At 71.8% G+C, this 20,267-nt stretch carries 18 protein-coding genes and 1 pseudogene; 7 read left to right on the top strand and 12 right to left on the bottom strand.

The window, feature by feature from the left end:
• Positions 1-258 precede the first annotated feature (258 nt).
• Positions 259-1,512 (bottom strand): glycosyltransferase, encoded by a 1,254-nt coding sequence (locus tag QE428_RS06800; protein ID WP_307467321.1) that lies wholly within the window; start codon positions 1,510-1,512, stop codon positions 259-261.
• Positions 1,512-2,546 carry a hypothetical protein gene (locus tag QE428_RS06795; protein WP_307467319.1) on the bottom strand — a complete coding sequence of 345 codons (1,035 nt, stop codon included), beginning with the start codon at positions 2,544-2,546 and terminating at the stop codon, positions 1,512-1,514. Before QE428_RS06795 ends, QE428_RS06800 begins: the two co-directional genes overlap by 1 nt.
• Positions 2,547-2,695: 149 nt before the next feature.
• Between QE428_RS06795 and QE428_RS06790 the strand changes: the two genes are divergently transcribed.
• Genes QE428_RS06790 through QE428_RS06770 form a run of 5 tightly spaced genes read left to right on the top strand, consistent with a single transcriptional unit; the run spans position 2,696 to position 7,444 of the window.
• Positions 2,696-3,817: a hypothetical protein gene (locus tag QE428_RS06790; protein WP_307467316.1), complete on the top strand. Its 1,122-nt coding sequence runs from the start codon at positions 2,696-2,698 to the stop codon at positions 3,815-3,817.
• Positions 3,814-4,920: a glycosyltransferase gene (locus QE428_RS06785; RefSeq protein WP_307467310.1), complete on the top strand. Its 1,107-nt coding sequence runs from the start codon at positions 3,814-3,816 to the stop codon at positions 4,918-4,920. The genes QE428_RS06790 and QE428_RS06785 overlap by 4 nt, the downstream gene beginning before the upstream one ends.
• Positions 4,917-5,912 (top strand): glycosyltransferase, encoded by a 996-nt coding sequence (locus tag QE428_RS06780; protein ID WP_307467307.1) that lies wholly within the window; start codon positions 4,917-4,919, stop codon positions 5,910-5,912. The genes QE428_RS06785 and QE428_RS06780 overlap by 4 nt, the downstream gene beginning before the upstream one ends.
• Complete coding sequence (locus tag QE428_RS06775; protein ID WP_307467304.1) at positions 5,909-6,718, top strand: galactosyltransferase-related protein; 810 nt, start codon at positions 5,909-5,911, stop codon at positions 6,716-6,718. The genes QE428_RS06780 and QE428_RS06775 overlap by 4 nt, the downstream gene beginning before the upstream one ends.
• A 42-nt stretch (positions 6,719-6,760) precedes the next feature.
• A complete protein-coding gene (locus QE428_RS06770) occupies positions 6,761-7,444 on the top strand; it encodes a hypothetical protein (RefSeq protein WP_133398738.1) in 684 nt (227 codons plus the stop codon).
• Positions 7,445-7,463: 19 nt separating this feature from the next.
• On the opposite strand, the gene QE428_RS06765 is transcribed toward QE428_RS06770, so the two are convergent.
• The 3 genes from QE428_RS06765 to QE428_RS06755 form a co-directional block, all read right to left on the bottom strand.
• Positions 7,464-8,009 carry a dihydrofolate reductase family protein gene (locus QE428_RS06765; protein WP_133398739.1) on the bottom strand — a complete coding sequence of 182 codons (546 nt, stop codon included), beginning with the start codon at positions 8,007-8,009 and terminating at the stop codon, positions 7,464-7,466.
• 64 nt (positions 8,010-8,073) lie between these two features.
• The gene (locus tag QE428_RS06760; RefSeq protein ID WP_307467298.1) at positions 8,074-8,409 is read right to left on the bottom strand and encodes a hypothetical protein; all 336 of its coding nucleotides are present in this window, start codon (positions 8,407-8,409) and stop codon (positions 8,074-8,076) included.
• Positions 8,410-8,471: 62 nt separating this feature from the next.
• Positions 8,472-8,930 carry a GNAT family N-acetyltransferase gene (locus QE428_RS06755; protein WP_133398742.1) on the bottom strand — a complete coding sequence of 153 codons (459 nt, stop codon included), beginning with the start codon at positions 8,928-8,930 and terminating at the stop codon, positions 8,472-8,474.
• 89 nt (positions 8,931-9,019) lie between these two features.
• On the opposite strand from QE428_RS06755, the gene QE428_RS06750 reads away from it, so the two are divergent.
• Positions 9,020-9,223 carry a hypothetical protein gene (locus QE428_RS06750; protein ID WP_091359906.1) on the top strand — a complete coding sequence of 68 codons (204 nt, stop codon included), beginning with the start codon at positions 9,020-9,022 and terminating at the stop codon, positions 9,221-9,223.
• 15 nt (positions 9,224-9,238) lie between these two features.
• Here the strand turns inward: QE428_RS06750 and QE428_RS06745 are convergent.
• From QE428_RS06745 to QE428_RS06735, 3 genes and pseudogenes are all read right to left on the bottom strand, one after another.
• Positions 9,239-9,868 (bottom strand): annotated as a pseudogene (locus QE428_RS06745) (APC family permease); the annotation flags it as partial.
• Between the two features lie 88 nt (positions 9,869-9,956).
• Positions 9,957-11,345, bottom strand: a complete 1,389-nt coding sequence (locus QE428_RS06740) for a cytochrome P450 (protein ID WP_307467289.1) — start codon at positions 11,343-11,345, stop codon at positions 9,957-9,959.
• A gap of 73 nt (positions 11,346-11,418) precedes the next feature.
• On the bottom strand, positions 11,419-12,117 hold the full coding sequence (locus QE428_RS06735) for a hypothetical protein (RefSeq protein ID WP_307467286.1): 699 nt from the start codon (positions 12,115-12,117) through the stop codon (positions 11,419-11,421).
• Positions 12,118-12,207: 90 nt separating this feature from the next.
• Here QE428_RS06735 and QE428_RS06730 point away from each other — a divergent pair, with 90 nt between their 5' ends.
• Entirely contained in the window at positions 12,208-13,452 is a 1,245-nt protein-coding gene (locus tag QE428_RS06730) for a phosphotransferase (protein ID WP_307467283.1), read from the top strand.
• 25 nt (positions 13,453-13,477) lie between these two features.
• On the opposite strand, the gene QE428_RS06725 is transcribed toward QE428_RS06730, so the two are convergent.
• The 4 genes from QE428_RS06725 to QE428_RS06710 all read right to left on the bottom strand — a co-directional run bounded on the left by QE428_RS06725 (position 13,478) and on the right by QE428_RS06710 (position 20,188).
• On the bottom strand, positions 13,478-13,738 hold the full coding sequence (locus tag QE428_RS06725; RefSeq protein WP_091359005.1) for a DUF3072 domain-containing protein: 261 nt from the start codon (positions 13,736-13,738) through the stop codon (positions 13,478-13,480).
• 55 nt (positions 13,739-13,793) lie between these two features.
• On the bottom strand, positions 13,794-16,082 hold the full coding sequence (gene treS, locus QE428_RS06720) for a maltose alpha-D-glucosyltransferase (protein ID WP_307467280.1): 2,289 nt from the start codon (positions 16,080-16,082) through the stop codon (positions 13,794-13,796).
• A gap of 240 nt (positions 16,083-16,322) precedes the next feature.
• Positions 16,323-18,842, bottom strand: a complete 2,520-nt coding sequence (locus QE428_RS06715; protein WP_307467277.1) for a polynucleotide kinase-phosphatase — start codon at positions 18,840-18,842, stop codon at positions 16,323-16,325.
• Positions 18,839-20,188, bottom strand: coding sequence for a 3' terminal RNA ribose 2'-O-methyltransferase Hen1 (locus tag QE428_RS06710; RefSeq protein WP_307467275.1), 1,350 nt, complete (start codon positions 20,186-20,188; stop codon positions 18,839-18,841). The genes QE428_RS06715 and QE428_RS06710 overlap by 4 nt, the downstream gene beginning before the upstream one ends.
• Positions 20,189-20,267 lie beyond the last annotated feature (79 nt).

Below are 20,267 nucleotides of genomic sequence, written 5' to 3'. Positions count from 1 at the left end.
GCGGCTCGCCGCTCGTGCGACGGCTGTCTCCACTGTCCCCATTGCTCTTCCCCAGTCGCGAACACCCCGAGCAAGAGGTGCGTGCGTTAGACCGGCGCCGGCGACGATCCCATTCGTCGCCGGTGTGCACGCCTCCCCAGGCGGGCACGACCGGTGTCCCCGTCGATATGAAACCAGACCCGGGCGCTGCGCACAACACGATTCGTCACACGGATGGGGAAGGCGCGTCCCGCGGCCGATATGGGGTCGCCCGCGGTATCAGCCCCACCCGCCGAGGTACGCGGCGACATCGGGCTCGCCGGCCAGGAGCCGGACCCCCTCGACGCGTTCCGACACGTGCGGGAACAGGTCTTCCCGACCCCACCGCCCCTCTCGCGCGGACGCGCGCGACGAGCGGATGCGCAGGAGCACATCGTCGTCCTCGTCGAGGATGCTGACGGTGCCGATCCCGTCGCGCGCGATGCGCGCGAGGAGGTCGTCGAGCCGGCGATCCACGCGCACCTGCCGGACGATCTCGATGTGCAGCCGCACGCGGTCGAGGCGCCCCCGGGCGTCGACGAGGGCGGCGGCATCCACCCACTCCGATCCGGGGACGGCCGCGACGACGGAGTCGACGCTCACGAACGTGGCACCCTCGGACGCCCCAGGTGGTGCGGTCACCGCGATGTCGACGTGCGACGAGGGCAGCCCTCGCGGGCGGGTCCTGGGGACCGGGATGAGGCCCGCGAGCAGGATCGCCTCCGCGTTCCGGGTCGCACGATCGTGGTCGTCTCGGGCCCCGGCATCCGGTCCGTCGTGCCAGGCGACCGCCTCGGGAACGTGAGCGAGAAGGGCCCCGCTCAGCCACGCCCGGTACGTCCACTCCCAGTCCTCGCCGCCATAGGAGCGGAACGACTCGTCGAAGCCCCCGGTCGCGTCGAAGACGACGCGGCTGCAGGCGAGGACCGCACCGATCGTGTGCCGATAGCTCCGATCGTCGGCATCCAGGAGGTTGCGGGATCGGTCGTAGGCCTCGGCGAGCCACGCGGGCTCGGGCAGTTGGCGCCCCGTCACGACGGAACGGACGTCTGCGACCGGCGCCACCCCGGTGAGGTCGGCGTGGCGCCGCCGCCCGACCGTGACGACGTCGGGGGCGAGCCCCGGCATCCGCGTCAGCTCGCGGACGAAACCGGGCTCGGGAACGGTGTCGGCATCGAGGAAGACGAGCACGTCGCCGGTCGCGTGAGCCGCACCGAGGTTCCGCACGGCCGCGAGCCGGAACCCTTCGTCAGCGTGGCGAACGAGACGAACCCCCTCGGGAACGTCCGGTGCGACGGCCGACCCGTCGTCGGCGACGATCACTTCGAGGCGGTCCGCGGGGTGATCCTGCCCGGCGAGGCCCGCGAGGCACCTCCCGAGCTGTTCGGGCTGCTCGTAGTGGGCCACGACGACGGAGACCGACGGGGCGACATCGGGCGTGCGCCCGTCGAGGAGATCCCAGCGATTGCCCGGCAGTGCGATGCCCCCCGTCATCACGCCGCCCACCAGCGGACGTACGCGGCGGCCACGTCGTCGAGTGTCGGCGCCAGGGAAACGCCCGCTGCCAGCCGAGTGGATGCCGGATCGCGCCACGCGTCGACGAGTCGATCGGCGAGGTCGTCGGCGCTGTATCGCGCGAGCGTCCCCGGCCGCAGCTCGTCCATCTCCGCCGCGTACCGGGAGTCGACGACGAGCGGGCGCCGCCCGGCTTCGACCCAGTCGAGCATCGAGCGCGAGGCCGACACGTGTTCGTGGGCTGCGAGCGGGATGCCGGGGGCGGCGAGTTCGCGGGCGAAGGCGTCGTCGCCCAGGAATCCGGTCACCTCGACGGCGACCCCTAGTGCCGCAGCCTCTTCCCGCAACTGCTCGACGTCGGCCTCGTGCCCGCGTGAGGGTGCGCCGATGGCGCGAACGGCGACGACCTCCGGTCCGTCGCCGCGCTCCCGCAGCACCTCGGCTGCGCGGGCCGCGGCGATCACCGCGGGACGGTGCCCCTTGCCGGGGTAGATGAAACCGGCGATGAGCACGCGGAGGTCGCTGCCTCCGGTGACGGCTCCGACGGGAGGGATGCCGGTGCGCGCCCCCAGGGCGATCGCGTGCGCCTGGGCGGAGCCGGGGAGGTACTCGTCCATCAGGTGCTGCTCGTGACGACTGTTGACGACGACCCGATCCGCCGCGGCGATCATGCGCGCATAGGCAGCACGGCGTCGGTCGAACATGGTGCCGTCGGAGGGCTGCGGCACGTCGTGGAGCGTCATCGTGAGGCGGCAGCGTCCGGCCCACCGCTCGACGACGTCGGCGGCATCCTCCGGCCGGGAGCCGAACAGGCGATCCGTGGCGTGGAGATGGACGCGGGTCCCCGCCTCGACATCGTCGAGGGCGAGATCCCCGGACGCCACATCGGCGACTCGGACGACCCTCGCGTCGGGGTGCGCAGCCGTCACCGCCGCGGCGACGTCGTCGCCGTACCGGGTGACCCCGTGCCCCTCCGGACCGAGGACGAGCAGGACGGGCGGCGCAGAGATCACTCGGCATGGTTATCCGCCCGTGGGGGTGAGGTCAAGCCCCCCTCTCGGCTACCGCTTCGTTGCGTACGGTCGGGGCGTTCAGGCGCACCCATTCCACACTGGTCGGCGCGTTTCCCTCTGCTCGGCGCGATGGCGCCGGAAGGAGCCACGTGGATACGACGATGCGCATCGACCCGCCGACGGGAGCGGGATCCACCGCCGCGGTGACGATCGTCTCCGTTCCTGCGGGTCATCCGTACGTGCAGCAGGCCACCGCGGATCCTCGCGTGGCGGTGCTCGACGACCCGATCGCGCCCGGCTCGGACCCCGCGGTCTGGTGGCCGCCGGCAGCGCTTGATCCCGCCTGGATCCGCGCCTACGCCGACGAGGCATCTCTTCTCCACATCCACTTCGGCACGGAGTCGTTCCCGCCAGGGCACCTGACCGCATGCCTCGACGCGGCCCACGCCGCCGGATGGCCCGTCGCGTTCACGCTCCACGACCTCGAGCACCCGCAACTGGGCGACAGCTCCGCCTACCTCGCGCAGCTCGACGAGATCATGGCGGGCGCCGACGCCGTCACGACGCTGACGGTCGGCGCGGCCCGCGCGGTGCGCGAACGGTGGGGTCGGCACGCCACCGTCATTCCGCACCCGTCGGTCCTCCCCCGCGACGCGACCATCGAACCGGCCGTGGGTGCGGGGCGCGTCGTCGGCGTCCACCTGAAGGACCTCCGGCCCAGCGTCGACGGACCGGGCACCGTGCGGACGCTCGACGCGGCGCTCACCGCGCTCCGCGACGCAGGGCACGACGTCCGCGGCGAGGTCCGACTGCACCAGCAGGCCCGGGATGCGGATGCCGCAGCCGAGGTGCGTGCGCTGTGCGCGGCATCCGACGCCCTCGATCTCGTCGAGCACGAGCGGCTCGACGATGCCGGGCTCTTCGCGGCGTTGGCGCGACTGGACGCCTGCGTCCTGCCCTACCGGCACGGCACGCACTCGGGATGGCTCGAACTGTGCTGGGACCTCGGCGTCCCCGTCGCCGCCCCGAAGGTGGGGTTCTTCGCCGAGCAGCACGACGACGGCACGGTCGCGTCGTTCTCGCCGGGCGACGCGACGGGGCTCGCCGGCGCACTGGCCGCGCTGTGGACCGCTCCCGCGTCGCGCCCGGCGAGTCCCGCGCGGGATGCGCTGGTCGATCAGCGCCGTGGTGTGCGCTCCGTGATGGATGCCGCGATCGCCCAGCGTCATGCGGAGCTGTATCTCTCGTTGCTCGAAAGCCGCACCGCGTGAGCGCCCGCCCGCTCCGCATCGTCGTCATCGCACCGCTGCGCTTCCCCATCCGCCGCCCGCACGCCGGGGGTCTCGAATCCGCCGTCTGGGCCGAGGTCGACGCCCTCCGGCGTCGCGGCCACGAGGTCACGTTCATCGCACCGGAGGGGTCGGACTTCCTCTCGGACGCGAGCGTGTTCCGCCTGCCGCCCGTCGTGTGGCCCGAGGGCGCGCGGCCCACCGACAAGACCTGGCCCGAGAGCTACCACCGCGAGAGCGCGCCGGCGCTCGGTCGCGCCCTCGACCGGATCGCAGCGCACCCCGAGCGGTACGACGTGATCTCGAACCACTGCCTCGACGCCCTGCCGCTGCAGCGGGCGTCGCAGCTCGGCGTACCCATGGTGACGACCCTGCACACGCCGGTCGACGCACTCGCGGTCGCCGCGCACGCCGCGGCCGACGGCGGCGGTTCGCAGTTCCTGTCGGTGAGCACGCACACGAAGACGCAGTGGGATGCCGCCGGTGTCCCCTCGACGCTTCTCCCCAACGGCGTCGACCCGCGGGCGTGGCCCCTGGGTCCCGGCGGCGACGACCTCGTCTGGTTCGGGCGGATCGTTCCCGAGAAAGCTCCGCACGTCGCGGTGGAGGTGGCGCGGCGTCTCGGGCGGCGCCTCGTGATCGCGGGTCGTATTGGCGACGAGGAGTACGCCCGCGAGGTCGTGTTCCCGCGCCTCGGCGACGGTGTCGAGTACGCGGGGGAGCTCGCTCCGGCGCCGCTCGCGGACCTCGTGGGACGCAGCGGCCTCGCCCTGGCGACGCCGGCGTGGGCCGAGCCGTTCGGGCTCGTCGGCCCCGAGGCGCTCATGTGCGGAACGCCCGCCGTCGGCTTCGCCGTCGGCGGCGTCCCCGAGATCGCTGCGGCGACGATGGGCATGCAGCTGGTCGCTGCGGGCGACATCGACGCGATGACGGAGCGCGCGGCGGCGATGCTGCCGAGCGGGAGGGACGCCGCGTACCGCGCGGTCGTCCGCGAGACCGCCGAGCGCCGCTTCTCGCTCGACCTGCGCATCGACGCCCTCGAGGCGAGCTTCGCGCGACTGCTCGCGACGGAGAGCGCCGCGTGAGCGACGGCGCGCCCCGACTCGGGTGGTACGTCCACCACCACGGCCGCGGGCACCTCACCCGCCTGCTCGCGATCGCCCCGTACCTGGACGCCGCGGTCGACTGCCTCAGCAGCCTCCCTGCTCCGCCCGGTCTGCCCTCGGGGTGGACCTGGACCGTCCTCGAGCGCGACGACGACGGCGGCGATCCCGTCGACCCGACCGTGGACGGGCTGCTGCACTGGGCACCCATCGGACACGTCGGTCACCGCTCTCGACTCTCGGTCATCGCCGCTGCGGCAACCGCGCGGCGGTGGGACGGCATGGTCGTCGACACGTCCGTCGAGGTGACGCTCCTCGCCCGCCTGCTGGGGCTGCGCACCGTCGTGGTGACGCAGCCGGGCAACCGTGTCGACCGCCCTCACCTGCTCGGCTTCGCGGCAGCCGACACCGTCCTGGCACCGTGGGCGCGCGGCATCCTGTCGCCTCCGCACCTCGAGGCGCTCGGCGACAAGGTCGTGCACACGGGCGGGATCAGCCGCTTCTCGGGCCGCACTCCGCGGAGCGGGCGCACCGATGAGGTCGTCCTGCTGGCCGGCGCGGGCGGGTCCGCCGTGGGGCCGGCGGCGATCCGGGATGCCGAGAAGGCGACGGGTCGGCCGTGGCGAGTCCTCGGGGGCAGCACCTGGGCCGACGACCCCTGGGAGGCGCTGACCTCCGCGGCGATCGTCGTCTCGTACGCCGGCCAGAACGCCGTCGCCGACCTCGCCGCCGCACACGCTCCCGCGATCGTCGTCCCGCAGGATCGTCCGTTCGACGAGCAGCGCGAGACAGGACGCGCCCTTCGCCGCGCCGGCCTCGCCCAGGTCTCGGACGAATGGCCCGACGCGGCGGGGTGGCCGGAGCTCGTCGACCGCGCGTCGACCGCGAAGCCGGAATGGGAGCGCTGGGAGGTGACGGGCGCGCCGGAGCGTGCGGCCTCGGCCATCGTCGACACCGTGCGGGGCGACCGATGAGCATCGCCGTCGTCAGCATGTGCTCACTGCCGCGTGTCGAGCACCTGCGCGCGCAGTTACGGGCCCTGGCGGGCGTGCCGGACGTCCGCCGCATCGTCGTCTGGATCGGCGACGACGACCCGCCGGAGCTGGACGCCGAGACGGTCCTGAGGGTGCCTCCTGGCCCCGAGGGACTGCGACTGGCCGCCGGGCGCAACGCGGGCGCCGCCGCCGCCGAGGGCGCCGACCTGCTCGTCTTCCTCGACGCGGACTGCATCCCGGGGCCCGACCTGCTACGCCGTTACGGCGAGACGGCAGGGCGCCACCCGGGTGCCGTGCTGTGCGGACCGGTCACCTACCTCGCCGAGGGGGTCACGGCATCCGACCCCGCCGACCTGGTCGCTCACACCGCACCGCACGCGGCTCGCCCGATGCCCGCCGACGACGAGGATCGTGTCGCCGCCGACGCGGAGTACGCACTGTTCTGGTCGCTCTCGTTCGCCCTCACGCCCGAGACCTGGCGGCGCATCGGCGGATTCGACGAGGCCTACGAGGGGTATGGCGGCGAGGACACCGACTTCGCGTTCCGGATGCGGTCGCACGGAATCCCGCTCGTCTGGACGGGCGGAGCGCACGCCTACCACCAGTACCACCCGACGTCATCACCCCCGTGGCAGCACGTCGACGACATCCTCCGCAACGGCGCGCACTTCCATCGACGCTGGGACGAGTGGCCGATGACCGGGTGGCTCGAGGCCTTCGAGCGCGGCGGCGCTGTGGTGAGGGATGCCGCCGGCTGGCGGCGTGCCGACGGCATCCGTTCGTAGCCCCCGTGCGCGGTGCGACCCGACAGGTCGTATCCTTCGCTCATGGCAGACACGGGGGTGAAGACGTGGTCCCGAGGGCACCGCACCCGCGAGATGACGCGCGTGCTTCGGCCGGCCGGCTTCGAGCGCCGCGGCGACGAGTGGATCCTGGACACGTCCGAGCTCCGGTGGTGGGTCCACCTCGGCACGGCAAAGTGGGACGCCCACGAGCACGAGCTGGCCGTGGGTTCCCTGATCCTTCGGGACGGCGAGCCCGACTATGACGCCCCTCACCCCGCCACCTTCGGGCTGAGCGACCTGCCCGGTGCATCCCGCCGCCGGTATCTCGACACGGACGAGGCTGCCCGTGATCCCCTCGTACTCGATACCGAAGCGCTTCTGATCCCCCTGCTCGCGAGGCTCAGGACGATCGATTCGGTGATCGAGATGTGGCTCGCCGGGGATGTCGCGGCGGGAACCGTCTCGGACAGTCGGCCGCTGCAGGTGTGGCATGCGTGGCTCCTCGCGAAGAGCACCGACCGGTACGTGCTCGCCGATCGCGCGCTGAGGATCGCCGAGACCGTGCGGTGGACGCCCGACGCCCGGAGGACCCTGGCCGACCTGGGGATGCCGATCGATCGACCTGCGGGGCGTGCGAAGAACCTCACGGCTGTCGACCGCGTGGTGCAGCGGGCCTACGTCCGCAGGTTCAGTCCGTACGCCGACGCGGAGCGCCTGCCCCTGTGAAGGCGGGGGTCGAGCCCGCTCAGCGCCTCGGCACGTAGGTCTCGGCGGTCACGCCGGAGGCGAACGAGACGCGATCCACGAGCTCCAGATCCAGCGGCTCCTGCAGCCCCTCGAACAGCCGCGGACCGTGCCCGGCGAGGCGAGGGTGGACCACGAACGTGTACTCGTCGATGAGCCCCCAGCCCGCAAGCGTCGTCGCGAGGGTGACGCCCGCCGTGTACAGCCCGTCTCCCGACGTCGCCTTGAGCGACTCGACCTCCGTGCGCAGGTCCCCGGTGACCAGCTCGGCGTTCCAGTCCACCGAGCCCAGCGTCGACGAGACGACGTACTTCTTCGCGGCGTCGATGGTGTGCGCGAACGGTTGCATCCACTCCGGCCGCCCATCGGATGCCGGTGGACGCCAGGCATCCTCCATCATCCGGTAGACGGTGCGGCCGAACAGGAGGGCGTCGGCGCGGGCGATCTGCTCTGCGGCGTGGGCATGCGTCTGCGGATCGGGGATGCCGGCGAGGTGGTCGACGCACCCGTCGAGGGTGACGTTGATGGAGTAGCGGAGGGGGCGCACAGCGCGAGGCTACGCCCGGACCCCTGCCCCGCGCATCAGCCGATCGACCGCCGCCGTGCGCGCGTCAGAACGACTCCTCGAACCAGGGGTCGTCCTCCTCGTAGGGGTACTCGCCCATCGACGCCGGCGGATGGACGAGCCGGTCGTTGCGACTGAGGAGGTCCATGACTGCCGCCTCGTCGTCCAGGCGGACCGCGAAGCCCGTGTGCGGCGTCGTGTAGAGCTGGCTCGCGGGGCCGATGAGCATCGACGAGGTCGCCGCGCCCTCGGTGGTCGAGATGGGGACGGTGATGAGGTCCGAGGCTTTCTGCTCCGCGAGGCTCTTCGCGTACCGCATCACCGCATCCGCGATCGCGTCCGTCGTCACGACGTAGCCATCGGAGTAGTGCAGTTCGAGCATTGGTCGATAGTGCGGGCCGTTCGCGTCACGCAGATGGGGGTCGCGCCCCCGGCATCCGTCTCCTACACTGCGGCGTCTGCGGAACGGGTCATCGGTACGTGCGGAATGCGGTCCTCGACGTAGGACGCACCGCTGACGACGAACCCGAAGCGGCCGTACCAGTCCGCGAGGTGCTCCTGCGCGTCGAGGACGAACGGGCGCGAGGCGTCCTGGGCGATCGCGTGATCGATCGCGAGGCGCATGAGGTCGGCGCCGACACCTCGGCCGCGGGCGGCGGCACTCGTGACGACGCGTCCGATCCGCCACCGCGTGCCCTCATCCAGCACGCGGAGCGTTCCGAGGACCTCGCCGTCCTCCTCCGCCCACGCGAGGAGCGCGCCGGGCTCGATGTCGCGACCGTCGAGCTCCGGATAGGCGGCCTCCTGCTCGACGACGAACACGCCGACCCGCAGCCACAGGATCCGGTAGAGGGTCGTCGCCGGGATCTCGGCGAGCGGGGACAGATGGATGCCGACGGTCACCGCTTCACGCTACGCGAACCCGGCCACCACACTCACCCGGTGCTCGCAAGCCCCTGCCGCGGGCACCGCCGGAGTCGGAGCGTGGGGACATGAGCGAATCCGATGACATCCGACAGCCCCTGGACCACCTGCCCAAGAAGGAGGACCGCGACCGCGCGATCGAGATCGAGGAGCCGTCGTACCCCGGCACCGATTCCCCGCACGGCGAGTCGGCGGCATCTCCCGCGACCGCCGCGGAACCGGACGAGCCCGCCCGCCACGGCGTCGCGAAGCTCCCGCCCACCGGTCGATGACCCGGGTTCGGGGCGTCAGCCGCGCCGGATGACGCCCTGAACCTGTTCCCCCGCCCGCGATCGCAGCCACCGGGTCGCGAAGAACAGTGCGACGCCGACCACGAGCAGACCCGCGCCGAACAGCCAGACGATGCCGGACTGCTGCGTGAGCAGCAGGATGCAGGACGCGATCCCGAGGATCGGGATGACCGTCCAGACGCGGAAGTGATCGTGCTCGACCCGGTCGCGGCGCAGGACGAGAACCGACACGTTCGCGCTCAGGAAGACGAACAGCAGCAGGAGCACGACCGTCTCCGCGAGCAGACCGAGATCGCCGACGAGTGTGAGCAGCATGGCGATGAGCGTGGTCGTGAGGATCGCCACCCACGGCGTGCGGCGCTTCGGGAGCACCCGTCCGAGGACACCGGGGAGAAGCCCCTGCTCAGACATCCCGTACGTCAGACGACTCGCCATGATCATCGTGAGGATCGCTCCGTTGGCGACCGCGACGAGCGCGATCAGGCTGAAGAGCCAGGCCGGCACGCCGACTCCCGCAGCCGCCACCACGTCGAGAAGGGGACCGCTGGAGTCGACGAGGTCCTCCGGCGGCAGGGCGGTCGCGCTCGCGAGGCCTACCAGTACGTACACGACCCCCGCCGTGATGAGCTGCGGGCGCCGTCTTCCCGTGCGGACCCCCTTGCGCCGCGCGCCGGGCTGTGGCATCCGCGCCCGGTCGCGTCGCGGGATACCGACCTCAGGCGCGGTGGAAGGGGCAGCGCGCGCTGCCCGCCGGCGACCCGCTCGCGCGGACGCGACCGCCGGAGCGGGGCTTGGTCGGCATCCGGCGCTCGTTCACGTCGAGGCCCGCCGGAAGGATCGCGAGCCGCGGGTCGCTCATCGCGCTGATGGATGCCGCGAGCCCGGCGATCGCGAGCTTCTCGCCCGGGCAGCGGTGCCCCGTCGCGACGTCGGCGCCGCCGTGCGGGACGAAGGCGGCGATCGCCTCGTAGTCGTCGACGTCGACGAAGCGCTCGGGATCGAACTCGTCCGCGCGATCCCAGGAGCGCTCGTCCGTGTCGGTGCCGAGGATGTCGAGGACGATCCGCCCGCCGGCGCGGACCGTGCGCCCGTCGACCTCGATGTCCTGCGTCGCGAAGGCGGGGAGCATCGGGACGAACGGTGAGGTGCGGCGGACCTCCTGCGCGAAGGCTGTCGCAAGGGTGCCGCCTTCGAGTGATCCGCGCTCGGCGACCTCCGCCGCGATCCGCTCGCGCCATTCAGGGTGCTCCTGCAGCCGCTTCGCCGCAAAGGCCGTGAACCGCGCGACGGCGATCATCGGCCGGAAGCTGTTCTGCAGCTCGATGCCGGCGAGGCGCGCGGGAAGCAACTGCCCGTCGCGATCACGGTGCCACGCCCAGGCGTTCAGCGCCGTCCCGGGCTGCGCGTCGAGACGACCCGCGCGCACCGCCCGGACCAGCCGCTCAGCGTGACGGTCGGACCAGCGTCGGTTCGCGAACGCCAGCACGTATTCGGGCGAGTACGGCACTCCGAAGCCGTCGACGATCTGCGCCTGCCGGCGAGCCCATCTCGTCTTGGCGTCGCCGGTCCCCGGCAGCCCCGCCCAGCGCATGATCGCGCGACCCAGAGCACCGACCGCCGCGTCGTACGCCGACTGTTCGCCGCCGGCGATCCACGCGTCGACCTCGTGCCGCCACTCCCCTTCGAGGTGCGGACGCAGCCTTGCGACCTGCTCGTCCTCGTACAGCGCCGAGACGAAGGTGGCCTTGCGGTGCCGATGCTCGTCGCCGTCGAGGCTGTGCACCGAGTCGTGTCCGAAGAGGGTCTCCTGGATGAACGGCGGCATCGCGCCGTGCCGTGCCACACGCTCGTCGTCGTAGAACGCCGCCACACCCTCGGCACCGCGGACGAGCATCGCGTCGGAGAACAGCAGGCGCAAAGGTGCGGAACGCGCCCCCCGCGGAGCGCGGCTCCAGATTCGCTCACCGAACCGGTAGCCGCGGATCAGAAGCGACGCCGAGTCGTCGCGCCAGGCAGGGCGCGAGACGACGCCGAGCGTCGGGTCCGCGCTACGCTCCGCGCGGGTCGAGGGGACGGCGGTCGAGGGCTCATCGATGGTCGACATACCTCGACGCTCTCAGCGGCGGACGGCCTCTGCCCAGGGGCGTGCGCCCACGGATGCTGTGTGGTACCCGGGCTCAGTCGCACTCGTCGCGGGGGCCCGCGTAGAACCAGATCCCGGAGTCCTCGGGCGACGATACGGCCCGCTGCACGCCCAGACCGGAGACGGTCACCTGAGGCGGCGTCGGCATGAACCCGGAGCAGCCGGTGTACCCATCGGCATCCTCGGCGTTCGCTTCGAGGATGACCGTAAAGGCCCGCTGTTCCCCGGCGGGGACGGGCATGCCCTCGATCGCGAAGACCGCCGCGTCGTCGGTGTCGGTGAGCCTCGTCTGACCGTTCGGATTCACCATCGTCGGACGGACGAGGGAGACGTGCTCCTCCTGCATCCCCGGGAGGGCGACGGCCTGGGCATCGACCTCGCTCCAGCCGTCGTTGACGACGAAGAACCGGATCGCGCAGGTCATCCCGGGCTCGACCCACAGAACCGACGAGTAGAACGTCTCGTCCCACGCGAAGCCGTTGTCACCCGTGACCTCGCCCGACGCGCCCGACGGCTGGAGGCCCACCTCGGCGCCTTCGCATGCGACCGGCCGCGCGTCGTAGACGATCCGCACCGCGCCGAGCGCCGTCCATGCGGCGATCTGCCACCCGGCGACCACCACGGCGATCGCCCCGACCGCGAGCGCGGCGATCAGCAGGACACGACGACGCGGTGCCCATCGCTTCTTCTCCGGCGCCGTCCCGAGCCGCTCCGCGAGCATCGTCTCCCCCATGCGCCGATCATGGCAGGCGGATCCCTAACCTGCGAACGAATCGCCGTCCACCCCTTCCGCGATCCCGCTTCGCCACGCCACAGTGATCGTGTGCGATTCGACGACGACCTCAGCGCCTGGGTGGCGCGACAGCGCTGGTACGCGGGCAAGAGTCACGATCCGCGATTCCGCATCCTCGATGCGCAGCCGGCACCCGGTGGCGCCACGAGCTATCTCCTCATGGACGACGCCGGAGCGCTTCCCACGCTCTACAACGTGCCCCTCGCCGAGGCCGACGACGCGCCGGACGAGGAGGTCGTCACCACGACCGATGACGGGCACCGCCTGATCGACGCGACGCGGCATCCCGGATTCACGGTCGGTCTCCTCGCCCGGATGGGCGTCGACACGAGCCGCGTCACCGGCTCGCGGGTGCTGACCGGCGAGCAGTCGAACACCTCGATCGTGTACGAGGTCGACGGGTCGCCCACGATCATCCTCAAGCTCTTCCGTACCCTGCACCACGGCGAGAATCCGGACGTGACCGTCCAGCGCGTCCTCAGCGACGCGGGGTCGCCCTACGTGCCGACCTTCTATGGCAGCGCGGATGCCGAGTGGCCCGACGTCGGCCGCGAGACCGGCACCGCCCAGGGCACCCTCGGGTTCGCGCAGGAGTTCCTGCCCGGTGTCCGCGACGGCTGGGCGATCGCGCTCGACGCCGCTCGCGAGGGACGCGACTTCACAGACGCGGCGCGCGACCTGGGGGTCGCAGTCGCCGGCGTGCACGGCGCACTCGGCGACGCGCTCGAGTCGGTGGACGCCTCGCCCGAGCAGCTCGAGGCCGTCGGGCGCGCGTGGCGTCGCCGGCTGGCGATCGCCTCGGCCGAGGTTCCCGCCGTCGCCGACCGGCTCTCGGCCATCGACGCCGTCTACGCCGACGCTCTCGAGCGCCCGTGGCCGCGGTTGCAACGGATCCACGGCGACCTGCACTTGGGACAGGTGCTCGCCGTGCCGAACGGCGGCTGGCGCATCGTCGACTTCGAGGGCGAACCGCTCCGGCCGATGGCCGAGCGTGCGATCCCGGACCTGCCGCCGCGTGACGTGGCCGGCATGCTGCGGTCGTTCGACTACGCGGGCGCCGTCGGCGGAGGACCGGATGCCGCGGCGTGGGCGGCAGCGTGCCGTGAGGCATTCCTGTCGGCGTACGACGCGGCCCCGGGCGCGATAGAGCTCGACACTGCTCTGCTGCGAGCGCTCGTGCTCGACAAGGCCGTCTACGAGTCGATCTACGAGGCGCGGAACCGTCCGGACTGGCTGCCCGTACCGCTCGCCGGGATCGACGCCGCGCTCGCCTGATCGGGCGAACGCGGCGTCAGTCGGGTCAGTTCGAGGCGCCGCGGCCGGTCGCCTGCTGCAGGCGATCGATGTGCTCGGAGGCCTCGGCCTTCGTCAGGTTCGCGGGGATCTCCTCTCCGGCCTCGCGCGCGAGGGTGTCGAGGTAGCTGCGCTGCGCGCCCGTCATCGGCTCGTCGCCGGTGACCCACTCGTCGGGGTCCTTCACCGCGGTGTCACCGCTGGGGCCACCGAGCATCTCGGGCTCGTCGGCAGGGTCGTTCTCGGGGGAGCTGCTCTGATCAGTCATGACATGACGCTACGCAGGATCCCCGACATCGCACGGGGGCTTGCGCAGCGCCGCGTCAGTCCTCTTCGACCTGCGGCTGCAGGACGAGGAACCGCGCGCCATAGGCGGGCAGCGACACCGAGAAGCTCTGCAGGTCGTCGACCCGGCCGACGACCTCCCCCTGCGCCGCGTCGAAGACGTCGCTCTGCGCAGTGAGATGCTCCGACCGGACGGTGCCCTCGATCGGCTCGGGCGAGAAGTTGAGGACGGTCACCTGGAGAGGGGCGTCGGCCTCCGGCATCCCCTCGTCGAGACGGTGGACGAGCACGAGCATGCCCGCGTGCGCGACCTCGGGGATGTCGACGGCCGACGCCGTCGCGATGCCGTACTCGCGACGCAGGTCGAGGATCGCCGACAGCTTCGAGGCGAACGACTCGGGGTCCTCGAGCTGGGCGGGGAGCGGCCCGTACAGGGCGCGCCCGCGCGGCATGCCCGAGATCGAGCGGGTCGCGGCGGGGTCGACGTCGAGCAGGTCGTGCGCCCCGCGTTCGATCCAGCGGGTGTCGCCGACCCGGATCAGGTCGGCCACCTCGTCGCCGGGGAGCGTCAGCATGCCGACGAGGTCCCAGCCCGACAGGGCGAACACCCCCGGCTGCCAGGCGTTGTAAGCCGAGAGCAGCAGGTGCGCGTCGCGGATGGCGGGCACCTCCGCCTCGGTGATGTCGTCGAGGGTCGGGATGCCGCGGGTCGCCGCGATGAGCGACGTCGTCGTGCAGGCGATGCCGTTCTGCGTGAAGACGCGGTTGTAGTCACCGGCATCCACCAGCTTCTCGGTCAGCTCCGCGCGGACGACCTCGGCGAGGTCGGCGCCCGTGATGACGTCGCCGCGGAAGCCGTACTCCTCCTCGGCGTGCCGCGTCGCCCAGTGCACGAGCTCGTAGGTGAGCTCGTCGTGGTTCTGCAGGCCGTGCACGAGCTGCACCGGCGCGACCCCGAGCGCGAGCGAGGACGTGAGCGCCAGGCGCAGGAACTCGGTCTGACCGGTGGCGAGGGCGTGGTGGTAGCCCGGGCGTCCGATGAAGTCGTACGACAGGTCGGCGCCGACGGCGCCGGTGTCGCGGATGTCCTCCATCGTGAGGTTCAGCTCCTGGAAGGTGAACCCGCCGACCTTGCGGACCATGCCCGCGATGATGTGGTTCGCGGCGTGCGAGAGTGGATGACCCTCGGACCACGCCGGCAGCCCCTCGGCGCTCTTCTCGACGCCGAGGAAGCCGTTGGCGTCGAGGCGCAGCGCGCTCGTGCCGAGCTCGCCCAGGGAGTGCAGCGCGTCACCGATGACCAGTCGCATGCCCGCGAAGGTCGGGTCGAGCCAGTTGATCGAGGGCTGGCCCTGCTTGAAGTAGTGCAGGTACACCCAGCGTCGGGTCACGCCGTCGGGGCCGATCGAGGGCGCCGTCGCGCTCCAGTTCGTCTCCTTCACGCCCGGCGTGTAGAAGATCACGCGCTGCAGGGCGCCGATGATGTAGCCGTGCTCGGCGAGCGTGTGCTCGGTCGCGGGGTCGAGGTTGACGCTGTCGTAGCCCTCGGGGACGTCGGGCAGCAGGTGCCAGTCCTCGGGCGGGATCGCGACCATGTGGTAGATCCCGGGGTAGTCCTTGAAGCCCATCTCGGCGAGGCGGAAGTCCGCGCCCTTGCCGGTGTGGCCGGGCACGATGTCGTCGATGATGCTGCCGCCGTGCGTGTCGGCGACGTCGCACAGGGCACGGAACTCGTCCTCCGTGCCGAAGGTCGCGTCGATCGCCGTACTGATGCGGTCGAAGTGACCGTCGACGCTGGGCGTCTCGCCCCACCCCTCGATGCCGCCCGCGCGCTTGACGGGGCCGGTGTGGACGGCAGTGATGCCGATGCGCTCGAACACCGACCACAGCTCCTCGTCGCCGAGCGCCGAGAGGAAGGACTGCCCCGGTCGCGTGATGAGCGAGATCGGGTAGGCGGTGAACCACACGTCACTGGTCGCGATCGCGCGACGCGCGTCGGGGCGCGCATAGGCGTTCCGCCACATCGTCGGCTGACCGGACAGCTGACGGGCGAGGACGTCGGCATCCTTCAACATCGACTGCCGCACCAGCCACTCGACGTACGACGGGTTCGTGCCGTTCGCGGTGCGCGGGTCGGTGCGGATGCGTCGCACACTGCTGCCGCGCAGGTTGTCGCGCGGGCGGAGTCTGCGCGGACGGGCGGGATAGCGCTGCTCGTCGTAGCTGATCTCGGGCATCTCGAGATCGCCGTCCTCGGCCGCGGCGAGCGCCGCCAGGTCGATGGGTCCGGTGTAGAGATCCTCGGGTCGATCGTCGTCACGCGCCATGGAGTCCACGCTACGAAGTCGCGCCGGTCGGCCGGAAGGGGTGGTGCGCAGATTCTCGAACCGTTATGGGATGCCGCCGGCCGGCATCCCGCTCGTTCGTGCGCCGACGCGTCGCAGATGGTCGCCCCGTCCCTCGCAACGCGACCATCTGCGACGGCTCAGCGGCGTTATGCGCTCCGACCCGACGCGACCTGCGGCTCCCCGGCCGGAATGGGCGCAGTTCGCGTCGGCTCGACGTCGTTACAAACGCGGGTCGATCGGGTCGGACTCCAGGGCGAGCACGCCGAACACCGCCTCGTGCACACGCCAGAGCGGCTCGCCGGCGATGAAGCGGTGCAGCGATTCGATCCCGAGGGCGTACTCGCGGGCCGCGAGCGAGCGCTTGTGTCCGACGTTGCGGTCGCGCAGGCGCGAGAGGTTCGCAGGGTCGGTGTAGTCCGGCCCGTAGATGATCCGCAGGTATTCGCGCCCGCGCACCTTGATGCCCGGCTGCACGAGCCCTTTCTCGGTGCGCGTGAGGTTGGCGAACGGCTTCACGACCATGCCCTCCGCGCCCGCGCCGGTCAGCTCCTCCCACCAGTCGACGGCCGCGGTGACGGATGCCTCGTCCCCGAGGTCGATCCGTCGTCGCCGCGTCGGCGCCACGAGGTCGGGCGCAACCTCGACGAGGCGGTCGGCGATCCCGAGGTGCCAGCCGTGGTCCCGCGTCTCGAAGGTCGTCTTTCCCGCGGCCAGCACCTGGAACGGCGCGATGCGGGCGTCGGACCCGTCGCCGACGTACCGGCGGTAGGCCGCGCGGAACCCGCGCGCACCCTCGGCGCGTGCCCGGTTCCGTGAGGCGAGGGCGCTGACGTCGATCCCGGATGCCGCGGCCCGGGCGAGCACCGCACCGGCGGCATCCGTGGCCGTCTCAGCCGCAGCGGCCACCGAGGCGTAGAGGTCCCGGATGAGGTCGCCGGCCTTGAGCGACCACGGCAGGATTTCGGCATCGAGGAGGACCCACGACGAGCCGAGCTCGTCCCACAGTCCCGCGCGCTCGAGCGCCGTGCCGAGACGCGCGAGCATGTCGGCCTCGCCGTCGGGCGAGAAGAAAGGACGACCCGTTCGCGTGTGGATCGCGCCGCGCCATCCCTCGGGCGCCGAGAACCGCGCCGGGTCGCGCGCGACGAGCACGAGGGCGCGCGAGCCCATGTGCTTCTCCTCGGCGATCAGGTCGGTGACGCCGTTCGCGCGGTACGTCGCGAAGGCCTCGTCGGGGTGCTCGAGGTAGCCCTCCCGAGCCGACGTGTTCGGCGGCGACATCGTGGGCGGCAGATGGATGAGCCAACGGGGGTCGGTCGCCCACCGGCTGATCGTCTCGAGACCGCCGGCGGACTGCTCCTCCTGGATGCCGACACGGCCGTGCAGGCTCGTCTGGACGATGAGCTTGCCCTGCACGTCGGCGAGGTCGAGTACACCGGGGGCGCGTACGGGCGCGGCGGGAGCGAGCGGACGGATCGGCTCGTACCAGACCTGCTCGGCCGGCACCGAGACGACCTCGCGCTCGGGGTAGCGCATCGCCGACAGCGCCCCGCCGAAGACGCACCCGGTGTCGAGGCACGCGGTGTTGTTCACCCACTCGACCGTCGGCACCGGCGTGTGCCCGTAGAGGACGACCGCCTTGCCGCGGTAGTCCTGCGCCCACGGGTGGCGCACGGGCAGCCCGTACTCGTCGGTCTCGCCGGTCGTCTCGCCGTACAGGGCGAAGGCGCGCACACGTCCGGACGCGCGACCGTGGTACTGCTCCTTGAGCCCGGCGTGCGCCACGACGAGCCGCCCCTCGTCGAGGATCAGGTGCGACACGAGGTCGTAGCAGAACGCCTCGACCTGCTCGCGGAACTCCGCGCTCTCGCCCGCCAACTGCGCGAGCGTCTCCTCGAGTCCATGCGAGATGGTCACCTTCGCGCCGCGGAGCGCGCGGACGAGCTTGGCCTCGTGGTTCCCCGGGACGGCGAGGGCGCTCCCCGAGGCGACCATCCCCATCGCGAGGCGCAGCACGCCGACGACGTCGGGCCCGCGGTCGACGAGGTCGCCGACGAACACGACGCGACGCTCTTCGGGATGCCGCGCGTCGACCGCCCGGCCCTGCTCGTCTCGCACGAGCTCGTAGCCGAGCTCGCGGAGCAGGGTCTCGAGCTCGCTGCGGCATCCGTGCACGTCGCCGATGACATCGAATGGACCGCGTTCATCGGTGCGGTCGTTGAGGAGGCGGGTGCGTTCGATCGTGGCGTCGGCGACGTCCTCGGGGCTGCGAAGCACGTGCACCTTGCGGAAGCCCTCGCGCCCGAGGTGGCGGAGTCCGCGGCGCAGCTGGTCGTTCTGCCGCTTCACGACACCCGCTGGGATGTGACGGTCGGTGCGCGCGGCGTTGCGTTCGACCGAGACCGCCTCGGGCACGTCGAAGACGATCGCGACGGGGAGCACGTCGTGGGCCTTCGCGAGCTCGACGAGCTTGCGCCTCGCCTCGGGCTGCACGCTCGTCGCGTCGACGACGGTGAGCAGGCCTGCGTCGAGACGCTTGCCGGCGACGTACTGCAGCGCGTCGAAGGCGGCGGCGGTCACGGACTGGTCCGACTCGTCGTTGCCGACGAGGCCGCGGAAGGCGTCGCTCGAGAGCGTCTCGTACGGGCCGAAGTGCTCCCGCGCGAAGGTCGACTTGCCCGATCCGGATGCCCCGACGAGGACGACGAGCGAGAGGGCGGGGATGTCGAGGACGGTCATGCCGCGGCCTCCTTGCGGAACAGGGCGAGCTGCGTGGGGGCGCCCCGGTCGGCATCCAGATCACCGACCGGACGGAACGAGACCGCGTACCCGCGCCGAGCGGCGACCCCCTCGGCCCACTCCTGGAACTCCGTGCGCGTCCACTCGAACCGGTGGTCGTCGTGACGGAACGAGCCCGCGGGCAGGTCGGGATAGAGGACGTTGTAGTCGGCGTTGGGTGTCGTGACGACGACAGCGCCGGGCGCGGCCGAGGCGAAGACGGCGTCTTCGAGCGCTCCGAGCCGCGACGGATCGACGTGCTCGATGACCTCCATGAGCACCATCGCATCGAACCCTCGCAGGCGCTCGTCGCGGTAGACGACCGAGCCGTGGAGCAGGTCGATGCGCTCGCGTTCGGCGTCGGACGCCTCGGCTAGCCGCAGCATCCGTGCCGCCTGGTCGAGCGAGCGGGCCGACACGTCGACGCCGACGATCTTCGTGAAGGACCGGTCCTTGGCGAAGCGGGCGAGGAGGGCTCCGGGGCCGCAGCCCATGTCGACGACGCGGTGCGCGCCGACGTCCGCGAGCGCGGCGAGGACGGCCTCGGCGCGGTGCTCGCGCAGCGGTGTGGGGCAGTCCGCCGGAGCGGGCTCGTCCAGGAGCGCGCGCTGGTGCACGAGGTAGCGCCGCGTGATGAGGTCGCGCTCGGGGTGGACTGCGAGCCATCCCTCTCCGGCGCGTTCGAGCTTGCCGATCTCGTCGTCCCCGACCCAGTAGTGCTTCGCGTCGTCGAGGACGGGGAGCAGCACATAGAGCTGGCGGAGCGCCTCGGCGAGCCGGACCTCTCCCGTCAGGACGACGGAGCTGTACCGCGAGTCGCCCCACTCCCGATGCTCGTCATCGAGCGCGATGCGAGTCTGTTCGACGGACCATCCGCACGGCTCGAACAGCCGGCGCACGAGATCCTCATCACCCCGGGCCGACACGACCGGAACCTCGATCCGCAGAGGCAGAGCGGATGCCGCCAGCTCGGGGTACGAATCGCTGCGACCGGTCATCGCGGTGCGGAAGACGGTCCCGATCGCGACGGCGAGCATGCTCGAGGCGGCGTACGGGCGATCGTTGACGTAGTGACCGAGAGCCCCGGCATCCCCTCGGAACCGCTTGTTGCGGACGAGTGCGATCGGATCCACCTCGAGCATCACCGCGACGGTAGTGACCTCAGGGGTCGCCTCAGGATAGAAGACGTGGATGTCGCCGACCGGCGCCGAGAACGTCTGGACTTTGGCGGGGTGTTTGTGCACGAGGAATCCGAGCGCGGTCGCATCCTGACCGTCCGTCGGCGCATAGGTCACCGTCACGAGCATAGTCGCCTCCCCCGTCGTGGCATCCGATTCACTCTAGGGCGGCGGGGTGTGCTCGAGACGGCGCAGATGGTCGCTGTCA

This window comes from Microbacterium sp. SORGH_AS_0505 (assembly GCF_030818715.1).
Taxonomy (GTDB): domain Bacteria; phylum Actinomycetota; class Actinomycetes; order Actinomycetales; family Microbacteriaceae; genus Microbacterium.
This window is presented reverse-complemented; position numbering and strand designations above follow the sequence as displayed.

Coding starts and splice junctions, on each gene's coding strand:
- QE428_RS06800 (WP_307467321.1), bottom strand. CDS start 1,512: ATGACGGGGGGCATCGCACTGCCGGGCAATCGCTGGGATCTCCTCGAC.
- QE428_RS06775 (WP_307467304.1), top strand. CDS start 5,909: ATGAGCATCGCCGTCGTCAGCATGTGCTCACTGCCGCGTGTCGAGCAC.
- QE428_RS06770 (WP_133398738.1), top strand. CDS start 6,761: ATGGCAGACACGGGGGTGAAGACGTGGTCCCGAGGGCACCGCACCCGC.
- QE428_RS06760 (WP_307467298.1), bottom strand. CDS start 8,409: ATGCTCGAACTGCACTACTCCGATGGCTACGTCGTGACGACGGACGCG.
- QE428_RS06750 (WP_091359906.1), top strand. CDS start 9,020: ATGAGCGAATCCGATGACATCCGACAGCCCCTGGACCACCTGCCCAAG.
- QE428_RS06740 (WP_307467289.1), bottom strand. CDS start 11,345: ATGTCGACCATCGATGAGCCCTCGACCGCCGTCCCCTCGACCCGCGCG.
- QE428_RS06735 (WP_307467286.1), bottom strand. CDS start 12,117: ATGGGGGAGACGATGCTCGCGGAGCGGCTCGGGACGGCGCCGGAGAAG.
- QE428_RS06725 (WP_091359005.1), bottom strand. CDS start 13,738: ATGACTGATCAGAGCAGCTCCCCCGAGAACGACCCTGCCGACGAGCCC.
- treS (WP_307467280.1), bottom strand. CDS start 16,082: ATGGCGCGTGACGACGATCGACCCGAGGATCTCTACACCGGACCCATC.
- QE428_RS06715 (WP_307467277.1), bottom strand. CDS start 18,842: ATGACCGTCCTCGACATCCCCGCCCTCTCGCTCGTCGTCCTCGTCGGG.
- QE428_RS06710 (WP_307467275.1), bottom strand. CDS start 20,188: ATGCTCGTGACGGTGACCTATGCGCCGACGGACGGTCAGGATGCGACC.